General features: G+C 60.6%; 12 protein-coding genes. 4 read left to right on the top strand and 8 right to left on the bottom strand.

The window, feature by feature from the left end; genetic code table 11:
- Nucleotides 1-68 precede the first annotated feature (68 nt).
- From PVV54_RS18735 to PVV54_RS18705, 7 genes are all read right to left on the bottom strand, one after another.
- Entirely contained in the window at nt 69-278 is a 210-nt protein-coding gene (locus tag PVV54_RS18735) for a PAAR domain-containing protein (protein WP_342456600.1), read from the bottom strand.
- Nucleotides 275-1057 carry a DUF6708 domain-containing protein gene (locus PVV54_RS18730; protein ID WP_274906676.1) on the bottom strand — a complete coding sequence of 261 codons (783 nt, stop codon included), beginning with the start codon at nt 1055-1057 and terminating at the stop codon, nt 275-277. Before PVV54_RS18730 ends, PVV54_RS18735 begins: the two co-directional genes overlap by 4 nt.
- On the bottom strand, nt 1054-4236 hold the full coding sequence (locus PVV54_RS18725; protein WP_274906675.1) for a T6SS effector BTH_I2691 family protein: 3183 nt from the start codon (nt 4234-4236) through the stop codon (nt 1054-1056). Before PVV54_RS18725 ends, PVV54_RS18730 begins: the two co-directional genes overlap by 4 nt.
- Nucleotides 4233-4415: a hypothetical protein gene (locus PVV54_RS18720; protein ID WP_274906674.1), complete on the bottom strand. Its 183-nt coding sequence runs from the start codon at nt 4413-4415 to the stop codon at nt 4233-4235. Before PVV54_RS18720 ends, PVV54_RS18725 begins: the two co-directional genes overlap by 4 nt.
- Before the next feature lie 111 nt (nt 4416-4526).
- Complete coding sequence (locus PVV54_RS18715; protein WP_274906673.1) at nt 4527-5096, bottom strand: FHA domain-containing protein; 570 nt, start codon at nt 5094-5096, stop codon at nt 4527-4529.
- 425 nt (nt 5097-5521) lie between these two features.
- The gene (locus PVV54_RS18710) at nt 5522-5932 is read right to left on the bottom strand and encodes a PA2817 family protein (RefSeq protein WP_274906672.1); all 411 of its coding nucleotides are present in this window, start codon (nt 5930-5932) and stop codon (nt 5522-5524) included.
- Between the two features lie 85 nt (nt 5933-6017).
- Complete coding sequence (locus PVV54_RS18705; protein ID WP_274906671.1) at nt 6018-8465, bottom strand: acyl-CoA dehydrogenase; 2448 nt, start codon at nt 8463-8465, stop codon at nt 6018-6020.
- 268 nt (nt 8466-8733) lie between these two features.
- Between PVV54_RS18705 and PVV54_RS18700 the strand changes: the two genes are divergently transcribed.
- The 3 genes from PVV54_RS18700 (at nt 8734) to PVV54_RS18690 (ending at nt 11200) form a co-directional block, all read left to right on the top strand.
- Nucleotides 8734-9357 carry a glutathione S-transferase gene (locus tag PVV54_RS18700; RefSeq protein ID WP_274906670.1) on the top strand — a complete coding sequence of 208 codons (624 nt, stop codon included), beginning with the start codon at nt 8734-8736 and terminating at the stop codon, nt 9355-9357.
- A 134-nt stretch (nt 9358-9491) separates the two neighbouring features.
- Nucleotides 9492-10424, top strand: a complete 933-nt coding sequence (locus tag PVV54_RS18695; protein ID WP_274906669.1) for an ABC transporter ATP-binding protein — start codon at nt 9492-9494, stop codon at nt 10422-10424.
- Nucleotides 10421-11200, top strand: a complete 780-nt coding sequence (locus PVV54_RS18690; RefSeq protein ID WP_274906668.1) for an ABC transporter permease — start codon at nt 10421-10423, stop codon at nt 11198-11200. Before PVV54_RS18695 ends, PVV54_RS18690 begins: the two co-directional genes overlap by 4 nt.
- Here the strand turns inward: PVV54_RS18690 and PVV54_RS18685 are convergent.
- Nucleotides 11084-11710, bottom strand: a complete 627-nt coding sequence (locus tag PVV54_RS18685) for a DUF2062 domain-containing protein (RefSeq protein ID WP_274906667.1) — start codon at nt 11708-11710, stop codon at nt 11084-11086. The two genes, PVV54_RS18690 and PVV54_RS18685, sit on opposite strands and share 117 nt — an antisense overlap.
- 142 nt (nt 11711-11852) lie before the next feature.
- Between PVV54_RS18685 and PVV54_RS18680 the strand changes: the two genes are divergently transcribed.
- Entirely contained in the window at nt 11853-14060 is a 2208-nt protein-coding gene (locus tag PVV54_RS18680; protein ID WP_274906666.1) for a DNA internalization-related competence protein ComEC/Rec2, read from the top strand.
- Nucleotides 14061-14092: the final 32 nt, after the last annotated feature.

Here is a 14092-nt window from a genome sequence, read left to right as displayed (position 1 = left end):
TCCTTGTGGTTAGCCAGGGGCATTCCAGCAGCCAACTCTCTTCCCCTTCGCTCAATGTGCCACCGTGGTCAGTGTGGTCGCCTTGCCTGGCGACAGCTTTCCCCCTTAATGTGAAACGCCGGGGATCCACTGATAATGACTGCATCGCAACGGGTGCGGTCGCCGACTCTGGCGACGGCTTTGCCATTGAATGTGTAATGGGGGCTGCCGGTTTCTACGAAGTTTTGACCATGGATCGGGCAATCGTGGGTGTGGCCTACGAGGATGACGGGTCTCATGGGTGTTCTCCGGGGGAGGGGGCGGTGCGGGATTCGAGGTCCATTTCGATGGGCCATTGGACTTTTGGAGCAATGCGTTCGAAGGGGTTGGAGGGTTCCTTGCTCCAGTCGTTGGCGGCGTAGATGAATTCTGGAAGAGCTTCGGGGCCTTTTTGCATGAAAAGCTGGACGACTTCCCAGCATTTTTTACCTTCTTCTATGTTGCCGGAGAAATAGACGCGGTCGATTATTTTGTCCGTTATGGGGTCGTGAATCGACAGCCGTATCGATTCATGTCGGTCTCCTCCATAGCCCAAGCGGTAGACTTCGGCAGTGATGTTGTCCCAGTTATAGGCTACAGGCTTTATACCCCAGTTTTTGCGACCTAATGGGTTGAGGCGATCATATCGATATTGGTAAAAATAGACTTTCTTGCGGGCTCTGTTGAATCGTATCGGTTCGTTGCGGGGTAGTTCGATATCGATGCGAATGTATGGGGTGATCAAGAAATAGGCTAATAAGGAGAAGGCTGTAATGAAAAAGGCGCGCTCTAAGTCGCGCCAGAACCAGTCATCGGTGAGCGTGCGTATTAGGTTGGCAGAAAGAAGTAATAATGCAATGCCAAATCCAATGATTGCAAGTCCTCTTATCTTGAGTGTTGAGCGAGGAAATTCAATGTAGACTGTGTCGATATGGTCGGGTGGTGGATAAGCTTGGTTGATATATTTGCTGGGCTCGGAAGCTTTATCAAGCTTTGGTAAGTCATGTTTCCAGCCGATCTCTTTCTGTTGGGATGTCATTTGTTGTATTCCTGAATAACGAGCTCGGCATGAGATTCTGGTAAGTCTCGATTTGGCCAGTATGAAACGTACAGCGAAGCAGCTAAAATGTTGTGCTTTCCTGGGTCCGGTACGAGCTCGATTTTTCCGGTGAAAACCTTGTGGATTATTTTTTCTTTGCTAGTTTTGTCCGTTTGGTTGGCGACGTTGATAGTCAGGCTTTCTGGTCTGTAATCACTGTGGTGAGATGGGCGGGATGTTGTAAACGCTGTCGAGCTGTACGTTCTCGTTGCAGTAGGCGGGGGGCGCATACGTTCATCTATGACAATTTCGCCTCCGATGGGATCTGGTAATTCTCCGTCGCCCTGCCGGTGAACGACTAACGTCCAGTGGTAGCTGGAGGTCGCTTCACTAAAGCTTGGAAGTATGAACCTAAATTCCAACCATTGTGTCGTCTCCTGGGTGGCAATGCCGCCTATCATAGACTTTGCATCCAGCCTGGTGGCGTGAAAACCAAGAACTCCTGAAACACCGAGCGTTGCCGCATTCAATTCTGCAATTGCAATGTCAGCAAATTCTGGCGACGGCCAGTGGATGCGAGGCGTCTCATTGGCGTTGCCAAAGTGACAACGGATTGCCCAACGCTCAAGCGGTTTGGATTCGCTGTGCTCAGCAAGTTTGATAAAGCCGAACGCCACAAGCCCAAAGCCTATCGCAAAGCCCAATGAACCTAGAACTACCGCTCCGGATACTGCAACTAATGCGGCGACTGTGCTTGATAAAGACGCAATCGCAGCGTAGATGTAATACTCGGATGCTGTTTTATCTCCTGATGCACGTGTGCGATTGGCAGCGATCAGTGACTGAATTACGTCAATGGCGCCAACTGCAGCGCTAATTACAGCACCTAGCCTAACTATTTTTTCGCCTCGCGTGAAAAGGCTCGGTTTGGTGTTTCTTATAATTAATCCAGCCACCTCTACCCCGCCGCCCAATATCCCCAGGCTCGAACCAAAGAGCGCCATCACTGCCTCAAGCGATTTCTGACCGATCTCCTCCTCAGCCTTCTTCATGTTCTTCCCAAGACTGTCACTGAGCAGGTACATCCCTCCCAACGTCAGCAAGAACTGCCAACTCCCCGCCGCCCCGCGCAACCCGGTGAAACTCTCCTGCACCAATTGTGAGGCCTGCTGAGCGCTGATCTTCATGCCCTCCAGCATCCGCCGTGCGCCGGGTTCCAATGTACCGGCAGCCACACTCAGATCGACAAGAGTCAATTGCGCCGCATGGCTCATCTGATTGACGTTGAGCTTCACTTCCCTGGTCAGCCGCTCATGCAGGTCCACGGCCTTGCCCTCGACCCAGAGGCTGACATTGATCACGGTGTGCGCCACCTTTGGATCGAGCACGGCCAGGCTCAGTAACCCGGTCTGAATGATCGGGGTCACCTTGCGCGCGCTACGCAGCAGGTCGTCATTCAGGTCATCCAGGCTGGGCATCAGCCGTTCCCGGGCCTTGGCCATGGCCTGGCTGGCCTGGTTCTGCATCTTGCGTAGGTACGCGCTTTGCAGGGCGTAGTATTCGCTGACTTTCATCTGCACCTGCAGCTCTACCAGGTGCACGCCGTTGTAGAGCAACTGGGTGGCACTGTTCAGGCGCCGTACGGCCTGTTGAATGCCGGGGGCAAGTTGGGCTTGCAGGCGTTGACTGGCACCGTTGAGTGCCCCCAGGGTTTCGGCAACTGCCTGCCTGAGCTGGTTGCGAAACTGCACGCCGACGTCATCACTGGTGATGATTTTGCTCACCGCCGTGTACAGTTTTTCGCTGTCATTCCAGTTGACGGGTTCGGTGCTGGAGAAGCTGGGCAGGAACGCCTCCAGCAGGGGGCGATCGCGCATCAGTACGGCGCGGTAGGCTGGGCTGTCCGGATCCTGCAACCACTTCAGCCAGAGCGCTTCGGTGGTGCCCGGTGCAGGCGGGCGGGGCTCCGCGCTCGGTGCTTCAGTGACACCCCCCGCCAGGCAGGTGGCCATAGTCTTGCTGTAGGCGATGCCTGAATCACGGTTCGTACCGTCATAGTCGTATTGTTCGATCAGCCTGAAGGCGGGGCTTTCGCAGAGGGCCACATAGGCCCGTGCCTGCTGATCGATACGTTGTTGGAATACCGCCTCCTGCTGCTCGTACTCGGCCTGAAAGGCAGCGCGGCGGGGTTCGTCATAGCGCTCTTCCAGCCTGTCGTCGCTGTCCTGCTGGGCGGCATCGACCATGCGTTGGTACTCTTCGCTCGCGCCTTTGAACATGGGTGGGCCATCGCCGGTGTGCGGCTCGTGCCTGGGAATAATTTTCTGCGCCGCCCACTCGCGGTGGGTTGCACGGATGATCTGCAGGATCTGCGACGTTTGCAGTTGGTAGGCGCGCATGGGGTCTTCGCGCCAGGTCTGGCGTTGGACCACCTCGTGCAGGCGCTGATGGTTGTATTCCTGTGCCAGGCCCACGGTGTCGTCGAGCACGATGGCCAGCACACCGTTCTCCAGTTGGTGCGCGGCCATGGCGTTGACCACGAAACCACGCAAGGCGGTCTTGCGCAGCAGCCGGCTGTGGAAGCCGTGCGCGCTGTCGAACGGGCCGGGTAATTGCTGGGCGTATTCGAACACCTGCCGGTCAACCTGCAGGTTGTCCGGGGTCATGGCCATGCCCAGCAGTTCAGGGTTGTTACGGGCCTGAATCAGGTCCAGCCCTTCGAAGCGGTGAGCGGGGGCTGCGCCGTTCTTGTAGGCGTCCAGCACGCTGACGGGCCAGGCATCGCTGGAGAAGGCGACCCAGGCCGAGCCGTAGGTGGCGGTGTCGATGTTGAGGAAGCAGGACGGTACGTCATGGTCCTGATTCACGCACCGTTCGGGCAGGGCGGGTGGCGGGCCGGGCGGCGGTTGGTAGGGGTTGAAGCGGCGCAGGTGGCCGTGTTCGGTGACTTCGTAGGCCTGCCAGATGCTTTGGTCGAGCAACACGTAGAGGTAGCCCATGCGCAGGGTGCGCAGGCCCAGGCGGGTGTCGATGCGGGCGTTGTCGGCCGGGTTGGCGAACGGTACCAGGGCCTTGCGCAGCGGCAGAATCGGCAAGCCCTGGCGTTCACAGGCATTGCACTGGTCGAGGGGCAGGGCGACTTCGGCCACGGTGGTGGCGATCAGTTGGCTGATGCTCATGCGTGCTCCTCGGCTCGGGGCAGGTGGCCGAAGTCCACCTCGTGTGTGTAACTGATCAGCACCAGGTCCAGTACAAAGGGCTGGCTCAAGGTTTCTTCGAGCTTGAACGACACGACTTCGAAGTCAGCCTTGCCCACCAAGGGTTGAAGGCTATATCGCAAATCAGACTGGTTAGGCATAGGTGTTCCTTGTGCATCATCGAAAGTCTGCATAAATATGCGGACGTCAAACTATTGCTGGAGGACGCATCTTGGGGGGGCGAAACTTCGGCGTTGATCAGGTAAGGGGACTCATGGCTGCTTTCCTGTAATCAGGCATTGCAGCGGATCTTGTTGCGAAGCCTCTCCAGCGGTTGCTGCGTCCAGCGCTTTCAGAGGGTCGCGCTCGGTTTGCGAAGTGAATACGCTGCAGATATCGGCGATGGGTTGCGCGTCGGAGGCGTCTGGTTGCCAAGTGCCGGCAGCAGGCTCGGCCAACAGGGCATCGAGCGCGTTGGGCTGCGCGTTTAGAAGTGCCCTCAATGCCAGCTCTGGAGGCGGGCCTTGTTCGAAACGTACCTGTACGCAACAACTGCCGAGTTGCAACCGGTCACCATTGCGCAGGCTCCTTGGATTTCTCGGGCCAAGGCTTTGACGTTCATCATTGAGGTAGGTCTGGTTACTGTGGTCGATGACACAGAACCGGCCCTCTATCCAGCGGATCTCGCAATGGATGGGGGCAATTTGCCTGTCGTGATCAATGAGGCGCCAGCAGGCTTTGTCGCTGCCGATGGTGCCGCCCCTTTGATCGAAGCGGTGCCGTGCACGGCTGCCATGTTGCAATTGGTCGGGGTTGACGATTCTCAGCGATAACGTGCTCATGGGCTCAGTGTCGTGTGTGCTTTTTGACATGAGTGTTGGCCTCCTTGTTGTTGTTTTTAGTGGTCCTTTGTAAGTGTGATGTTTATTGCGTGTTTAATGAGGGGGTTTGTTTTGTAGGATCGGTCCTACATGTTAGTTTTTTAGGTTTTGCTCGGTGCCATCCGATAAAAACCATGCGCGCAAAATCAGTCGCGCGTCGAGTGCGGATATGTAAGGGGATGTTTTTTATTCGCGGGTAGGTTTGGGTGTTGGCGTGTTGGATTTTTATTTGGTCAGGCTTTGCGCCTGTAGAGGTGTAGTGCGTATTTGTAGGAAGTTTCTTTTTGTTGTGTAGGGATTTGGGAGTTTGCAAATAACAGTTAATTATCTGGCGGCGGTGAGAAAGTTGCGATTGCTTCCTCGCAACTTTCTCTCACTGCTGCCCGTCAGTGCGTGCTTTCCGGGCCTTGCGCGCTCAGCAAACGCTTCTCCATGTTCCAGTCGAACGGCTCGCCATTTTGCTCGGCTTCATAGCGGCGTTCTTCCAGCTGCTGGTACATGTCCAGCTCATCGTCGGGCATGAAGTGCAGGCAATCGCCACCAAAGAACCACAACAGGTCGCGGGGCACCAGGTGAGCGATTTGCGGGTAGCGCTGAATCACCTGGCAGATCAGGTCCTGGCCCAGGTACTGGCTTTGCAGTGGGTCTTGCGGCAGCAGGGTCAGCAGTTCGTCGAAGCGTTCGAGGAACAGGGCGTGGCTTTCCTCCGGTACCTGCTCGGCTTCCCCCAGCGCTGCCAGAATGGTGCGCAGGTGGTGGAGCAGTTGCAGGTGGTATTCCAGATGGGGGTTGGCCATGGTGGCGGTCCTCGAGGTGGTTGAAACGGGGGCGGAGTATACGCCGGTTAGGGGGTGAGGGGCATGCCCCCACCCAGGCCCTCACTCAGCGTACTTTGCCCTGCTCAGGCAGCAGTTGCGCCTTGTCGAATGCATCCACATCGATGACTGCCCGCCGGGCTTTTTCCGCGTCATGCAGCCGTTGTCCCTCGCCCGGTTGCAGAACGCCGACTTCAACTGCCGCCTCAATCACAGATTGCCCCGGTGCCGGTTGCAAACGGCCTTCCTTGGCCGCCTGATGCACTGCCTTGTGCAACGGCACGGCTTCATCCAGCAGGTCGCTGGCCCGTTGCAATGCGGCCACCGGGTCGCCTTCCGCCTGCGGCCTGAAGCAGCCGGCCAGCAACTCTTCCAGCGCCGGGTCGCCCTTGCTGCGGCCGATCAATGCGGCCACTTCGGCGTCCAGTTCATCGCTGGGGCCGGTATGGCGCCGGCCAAACGGGAACACCAGCACGCGCAGCGCACAGCCGACGAAACGGTTGGGGAAGTTGTCGAGCAGGCGGTCGAGGGCTTTTTCTGCCTGGCCGAGGCTTTCTTCCAGCGCCCAGCGCAGCAGGGGGCGCATGTGCTCGGGTGAGCCCAGGTCGTGGTAGCGCTTGAGTGCGGCAGAACTCAGGTACAAGTAGCTGAGCACATCGCCAAGCCTTGCGCTCAACCGCTCTCGGCGCTTGAGGGCACCGCCCAGCAGCATCATCGACAGGTCGGCCAGCAGGGCAAAGGCCGAAGCCTGGCGGTTGAGGGCGCGGAAGTAGCCCTGGCTCAAGGCATCACCGGGCTCTTTCTCGAAGCGGCCAAGCCCCAGGTTGTAAATCAGCGTACTGGCCGCGTTGCCGGCAGCGAACATGATGTGCCGCATCAGCAGGTCGTCGAATTCAGTGAGCGCTTGCTGATGGTCCTCGCGCCCGGCCAAGGCCATTTCCTTGAGCACGAACGGGTGGCAGCGGATAGCGCCCTGGCCGAAGATCATCAGGTTACGCGAGAGAATGTTGGCGCCCTCGACCGTGATGAAGATCGGCGCCCCCTGCCAGTTGCGGCCCAGGTAATTGTTCGGGCCCATGATGATGCCCTTGCCGCCGTGCACGTCCATGGCATGCTGAATGCACTCGCGGCCGCGTTCGGTGAGGTGGTACTTGAGAATCGCCGACAGCACCGAGGGTTTTTCGCCCAGGTCCACGGCTTTTGCGGTCAGCAGGCGGGCACTGTCCATCAGCCATGCGTTACCGCCAATGCGGGCCAGGGATTCCTGAATGCCTTCGAAAGCTGCCAACGGCACGTTGAACTGCTCGCGAATGTTCGCATACTGGCCGGTCACCAGGCTGGTGTACTTGGCAGCGCCGGTACCCACTGCAGGCAGGGATATCGAACGGCCCACCGACAGGCAGTTCATCAGCATCATCCAGCCCTTGCCGAGCATGGCCTGGCCACCGATGAGGAAGCTCAGCGGTACGAACACGTCTTTGCCGCTGTTGGGGCCGTTCATGAACGCAGCGCCCAGTGGGAGGTGGCGCTTGCCGATCTCGACGCCGGGTGTGTTGGTGGGGATCAGCGCCAGGCTGACGCCCAGCTCTTCTTCATCGCCCAGTAGATGGTCGGGGTCGTAGGCCTTGAACGCCAGGCCCAGCAAGGTGGCGACCGGGCCGAGTGTGATATAGCGTTTTTCCCAGTTCAGGCGCAGGCCGATGACTTCTTCGCCCTGCCATTGGCCTTTGCAGATGATACCGGTATCCGGCATGGCGCCCGCATCCGACCCCGCCAGCGGGCCGGTCAGGGCGAAGCAGGGGATATCCTCGCCACGGGCCAGGCGCGGCAGGTAATGATTGCGCTGCTCGTCGGTGCCGTAATGCAGCAGCAGCTCGGCGGGGCCGAGGGAGTTGGGCACCATCACCGTGGAGGCCAAGTCACCGCTGCGGGTGGCCAGCTTCATCGCCACCTGGGAGTGGGCGTAGGCCGAGAAGCCCTTACCGCCATATTCTTTGGGAATGATCAGGGCAAAAAAGCCGTGCTCTTTGATGAACGCCCAGGCCTGCGGTGGCAGGTCCAGGTCCTGGCCAATCTGCCAATCGCTGACCATGGCGCACAGTTGTTCGGTCGGGCCATCGATGAAGGCCTGTTCCTCATCGGTCAGCTTGGGGGCGGGGTAATCGAGCAGGGTGCGCCAGTCCGGGCGCCCGCTGAACAGTTCGCCGTCCCACCACACAGTGCCGGCCTCAATGGCTTCACGCTCGGTCTGCGACATGGGCGGCAGGGTGCGCTGGAACCAGTGGAACACCCGCCCGGTGAATACCTTGCGCCGCCATTCCGGCAACGCCACCAGGGCGATCTTCACCCCCAGCACAAGCCAGATCAACGTCAGCAGCCAGCCCGGCGCGCTACTGAAAATGCCCATCAGCAGCACATAGGCCGCCATGATGCCCAGTATCTGCAACGGCGCCAGGCGCCGGTGCGTGAGGTACGCCGCGCCGATCACCAGCACCACCAACCACAACAGCAACATAATCGGTCCTCCTTGGAACCAAGGGCTTGAACAGCCGACCCACAGAGCTTAGACGGCATCTTTTTCAGTGACAGGCTGGGGTGGTTGGAGTTCGCGCGGATTTGTCAGGGCATGTTTTTGTATTGGCAGTACCGGCCTCATCGCGGCTAAAGCCGCTCCTACAGAACCCGCTCAGGCCCGTAGGAGCGGCTTTAGCCGCGATGAGGCCAGTACAGGCAACACAGCTCTGGAGTAGACTCACCCCCTCCGCATTCATAAGGATATTGCCATGCTGACGATCTGGGGCCGCAAGAATTCAAGCAATGTGCGCAAGGCGCTGTGGGTCGCCCACGAGCTGGGCCTGGACTTCAAGTCGATCGACGCCGGCGGCGCGTTCGGCGTGGTCAACGACCCCGAATACCGTGCCCGCAACCCCAACGGCCTGGTGCCCATGATCGAAGATGGCGACCTGACCTTGTGGGAATCCAATGCCATTGTCCGCTACCTGTGCGCCGCGTATGGCCAGGAGCAAGGCTGGTACATCGACGACCCGCGCCAGCGTGCCCAGGCCGACAAGTGGATGGACTGGACCACCTCATCGTTTGCCGCCCCGTTCCGCCCACTGTTCTGGGGCCTTCTGCGTACACCCGAAGACCAGCGAGACTGGGTGGCAATCAACGCCGCACACAAGCAATGCGCCGAATTGCTGGCCATGGCCGACGCAAGCCTGGCAAAGCAGCCGTACCTTTCCGGTGACCAGATCGGCATGGGTGACATCCCACTGGGAAGTTTCATCTACGCCTGGTACGAAATGCCCATCGAGCGCCCGGCCATGTACCATCTACAAGCCTGGTACGAGCGCCTGAAAGCGCGCCCTGCCTACCAGGCGGCGGTGATGACCGCGCTCACCTGACCCTGCTTCGATAGTCATTATCAATAGATGTGACTGTACTTGTGCGGCCTGGCCTTGCACCATGGCCGCACTCACTGCGCCAGTGACTTTGCCTGGCGTGTCCTGAACCATTTCCAATCGGTACGTGACCCGCTATGAGTTCCGCTCTGTCCATCCGACAGCTGACCAAAACCTACGGCAACGGTTTCCAGGCCCTCAAGGGCATTGACCTGGACGTTTCCGAAGGTGACTTCTTTGCCTTGCTGGGCCCCAATGGCGCTGGCAAATCCACCACCATCGGCATCCTTTCCACCCTGGTGAACAAGACCAGTGGCACGGTGAACGTGTTCGGCCATGACCTGGACCGCGAGCCGGCAGCCCTCAAGCGCTGCCTGGGCGTGGTGCCCCAGGAGTTCAACTTCAACCAGTTCGAAAAAACCTTCGACATCGTCGTGACCCAGGCCGGCTATTACGGCATCCCGCCCAAGCTGGCAAAAGAGCGCGCCGAGCAGTACCTGACCCAGTTGGGCCTGTGGGACAAGCGTGACGTGCAGTCGCGTTCGCTGTCCGGCGGCATGAAGCGCCGTTTGATGATTGCCCGTGCGCTGATCCACGAGCCACGCCTGCTGATTCTCGACGAGCCCACCGCTGGCGTCGACATCGAGCTGCGCCGTTCGATGTGGAGCTTCCTCACCGAGCTCAACCAGAAAGGCATCACCATCATCCTGACCACGCACTACCTGGAAGAGGCCGAGCAGCTGTGCCGCAACATCGGCATCATCGACCACGGCACCATCGTCGAGAACACCAGCATGCGCAAGCTGCTGGGCAAGCTGCACGTCGAAACCTTCGTCCTTGACCTGAAGCAGGACCTGGCCCAGGCCCCGACCCTGCAGGGTTACCCGTGCCGCCTGCTGACCCCGCACACCCTTGAGGTGCAGGTGGACAAGGACATCGGCATCACCGCGCTGTTCGGCCAACTGGCCTTGCAGAACATTGAAGTGCAGAGCCTGCGCAACAAGACCAACCGACTCGAGGAGCTGTTCGTGTCTCTGGTGGAAAAGAACCTGTCAAAGGTGGCCGTATGAGTGTGGAACTGCGCACCAACTGGGTCGCCCTGAATACAATCGTCTACCGCGAAGTGCGGCGCTTCTTGCGGATCTGGCCGCAGACGCTGCTGCCGCCGGCCATCACCATGGTCCTGTACTTCGTCATCTTCGGTAACCTGATCGGCCGGCAGATCGGCGACATGGGCGGCTTCACCTACATGGAGTACATCGTCCCCGGCCTGATCATGATGTCGGTAATCACCAACTCGTACGGCAACGTGGTGTCGAGCTTCTTCGGCAGCAAGTTCCAGCGCTCGATCGAAGAGTTGATGGTGTCGCCCGTTTCGCCACATATCATCCTGGTCGGTTATGTGCTGGGCGGTGTGCTGCGCGGTTTGGCGGTGGGGGTGATCGTGACCTTGCTGTCGCTGTTCTTCACCCATTTGCAGGTGCATCACCTGGGCGTGACCGTTGTGGTGGTGCTGCTGACCGCGACCATCTTCTCGCTGCTGGGCTTCGTCAATGCGGTGTTCGCGCGCAACTTCGATGATATTTCCATCATACCGACGTTCGTGCTCACCCCGCTGACCTACCTGGGCGGGGTGTTCTACTCGATCAACCTGTTGCCGCCGTTCTGGCAGACCGTGTCGTTGGCCAACCCGGTGCTGCACATGGTCAACTCGTTCCGCTACGGCATCCTAGGGGTGTCGGATATCAGCATTGGTACGGCGATCACTTTCATGCTGGTGGCCACCGCGGTGCTCTACCTGGTGTGCGTTCGCCTGCTGGTCAGCGGCCGCGGCATGCGCGCCTGAAACCCTTTGCTTGCGCCGGCGCCATTGCCGGCCAATCCACCAGCGCCAGTACAACAGGGTGGTGAAGTAGGCCGCGACGCCCAGCACCACCCCGCACACCACCGACCCAAGCAAAAACGGCTGCCACACTGTGGCGAGCTGGTCGGTGATCCATTCGAAGGTCAATTCGTCGGGCAGTGTGCGCGGCGGGATTTGCATCAGCCAGGCACCGGTCATGTAAGTGACGAAAAACACCGGCGGCATGGTCAGCGGGTTGGTCAGCCACACCAGGCTGACGGCGATCGGCAGGTTGCCCCGCACCGGGATCGCCAGCGCCGCCGCCAGCAGCATCTGCATGGGGATGGGGATCAACGCCGCGAACAGGCCCACGCCCATGGCCCGCGCCACCGAATGGCGGTTCAGGTGCCAGAGATTGGGGTCGTGTAGCAACTTGCCGAAAAAGCGTAAGGACTTATGTTCCCGAATGCTGGTCGGGTCCGGCATGTAGCGTTTGAAAATTCGGCGCGGCATGTAGGCTCCCGGAGCAGTGATCAGGGCAGTATGCCTTGATTCCATCTCAGGCTCGTTCAGAGTTTGTGACAATTGTTGAGCAAGCCTGGGCGCCATTTGCGCTAAGCCTCAGTAAGCGATCCTGCTTCTGGAGCTCTATCTCATGCGCACAGGGATGCTTGCGCTGGCACTCGGGCTGTTGAGCCTGGGGCTTTTGCCGTCGTTGCCATCGGTCGGATGGCTGACTTTGCTGCTGGCTGGCGGGCTGCTTTGCCTGTTCACGCGGCTGCGGCTGATCGGTTTGTTCGTATTGGGCCTTTGCTGGGCCTGCTGGTCGGCGCAGCAGGCGCTGAGCGACCGCTTGTCAGCCGAGCTGGATGGCCGAACGCTGTGGCTGGAGGGGCGGGTGGCAGGCCTGCCGACGCAAACGGGGCAGGGTATGCGTTTTGAGCTGGAAGGCCCGAGTTCGCGCCGTGCCGCACTGCCGCAACGCCTGCTGTTGAACTGGTTTGACGGCCCGCCTGTGCGCACGGGCGAGCGTTGGAGCCTGGCCGTGACGCTGCATCGCCCGGCAGGTTTGCTTAACCCGCATGGGCCGGACCGTGAGGCCCAATTGCTGGCTCGCCGCACAGGCGCAACCGGCACGGTGAAGGCCGGGCAGGTGCTGGACGCCGCGTCACCGGGCGTACGCGATGCCCTGCGCCAGCGCCTGTCGCAGGTTGATGCCCATGGGCGTGAGGCGGCGCTCGCGGCGCTGGTGCTGGGGGACGGTGCGGGGTTACCACGGGAGGACTGGCAAGTGCTGCAGGCCACCGGCACGGTGCATTTGCTGGTGATTTCCGGGCAGCACATCGGCCTTGTCGCCGGCCTGCTTTATGGCCTGGTTGCCGGTTTGGCGCGTTGGGGGCTGTGGCCGCGTGGCTTGCCGTGGCTGCCTTGTGCCTGCGCTTTGGCGATGAGTGCGGCATTGGCTTACGGTTGGCTGGCCGGTGGCGGTGTGCCGGTGCAGCGCGCCTGCCTGATGCTGGCCGTGGTACTGGCCTGGCGATTGCGGTTTCGGCATGTGGGGGCGGTTGTCCCGTTGTTGCTCGCGCTCAATGCCGTATTGATCGCCGAACCGCTGGCTGCGCTGCTGCCGGGGTTTTGGCTGTCGTTCGCGGCAGTGGCGATTCTGCTCTACAGCTTCAGTGCGCGGCTGGGTGGCTGGCGGCCCTGGCAGGTGTGGACGCGTGCCCAGTGGGTAATCGCGGTGGGCCTGCTGCCCGTGCTGCTGGCGACCGGGTTGCCGGTTAGCCTGAGTGCTCCCTTTGCGAACCTGTTGGCGGTGCCGTGGGTCAGCCTGGCGGTGTTGCCTTTGGCATTGCTGGGGACGGTGTTGTTGCCGCTGGCGCCGGTTGGCGACAGCCTGCTGTGGGTGGCGGGTGGCCTGCTGGATGTGCTGTTTCGGGTGCTGGCCGTCTTGGCGCAATGGCAGCCTGCCTGGGTGCCGCCGGTTCTGCCGTTGGGCGCCTGGCTGCTGGTGTGTCTCGGCGCGCTGTTGCTGTTGTTGCCTGCCGGCGTACCGTTACGCTGGCTGGGTGGGGTCATGCTGCTGGCCTTGTGGGTGCCCAAAGCGCCGGTGGGGCAAGGGCAGGTGGAGGTCTGGCACCTGGATGTCGGCCAAGGGCTGGCGGTCCTGCTGCGTACGCGCCATCACGCCATGCTCTACGACGCAGGCCCCGCACGCGGTGGTAACGATCTGGGGGAGCGGGTGGTGCTGCCGACCCTGCGCAAACTTGGCGTAGGTGCGCTGGATGTGCTGTTGATCAGTCATGCCCACGCTGATCATGCGGGTGGTGCCGAGGCTATCCGCCAAGGGTTGCCTGTGCGTCAGGTGCTGGCGGGGGAGCCGCAGGCGCTGCCGTTGGCCGAGCCTTGCCTGAGTGGGCAACGTTGGGAATGGGACGGGGTGTCTTTTTCGCTGTGGCAGTGGCCAGCGGGGCAGGGCAGCAATGACCGCTCCTGCGTGCTGATGGTCGAGGCCCGGGGCGAGCGACTGTTGCTGGCGGGCGACATGGAAGCGGGTGCAGAGCGTGCCTGGCTGGCTGCCAACGCGGGGTTGACGGCCGACTGGTTGCAGGCCCCACACCATGGCAGCCGCAGCTCTTCCACCGAGGCGTTCATCGGCGCCCTTGCCCCGCGTGGCGTGATGATCTCGCGAGGGCGCAACAACGGTTTCGGGCACCCGCATGCACAGGTTATCGAGCGCTACCGCCGCCATGGGCTGATGGTTCACGACACGGCGCAGCAGGGGGCGTTGCGCTTGGTGCTCGGTGCCCAGGGGGGTGTGGAAGGCATGCGCGGCAAAGCACGCTTCTGGCGCGAGCGGTAATTCCCTGACCTCCGGCAGATGAGCCCTCCGCG

Origin of the sequence: Pseudomonas sp. PSKL.D1, assembly GCF_028898945.1 — a bacterium.
Taxonomy (GTDB): domain Bacteria; phylum Pseudomonadota; class Gammaproteobacteria; order Pseudomonadales; family Pseudomonadaceae; genus Aquipseudomonas.
Note: the sequence above shows the minus strand (reverse complement) of the source record. Positions and strands in the feature narration are given on the sequence as shown.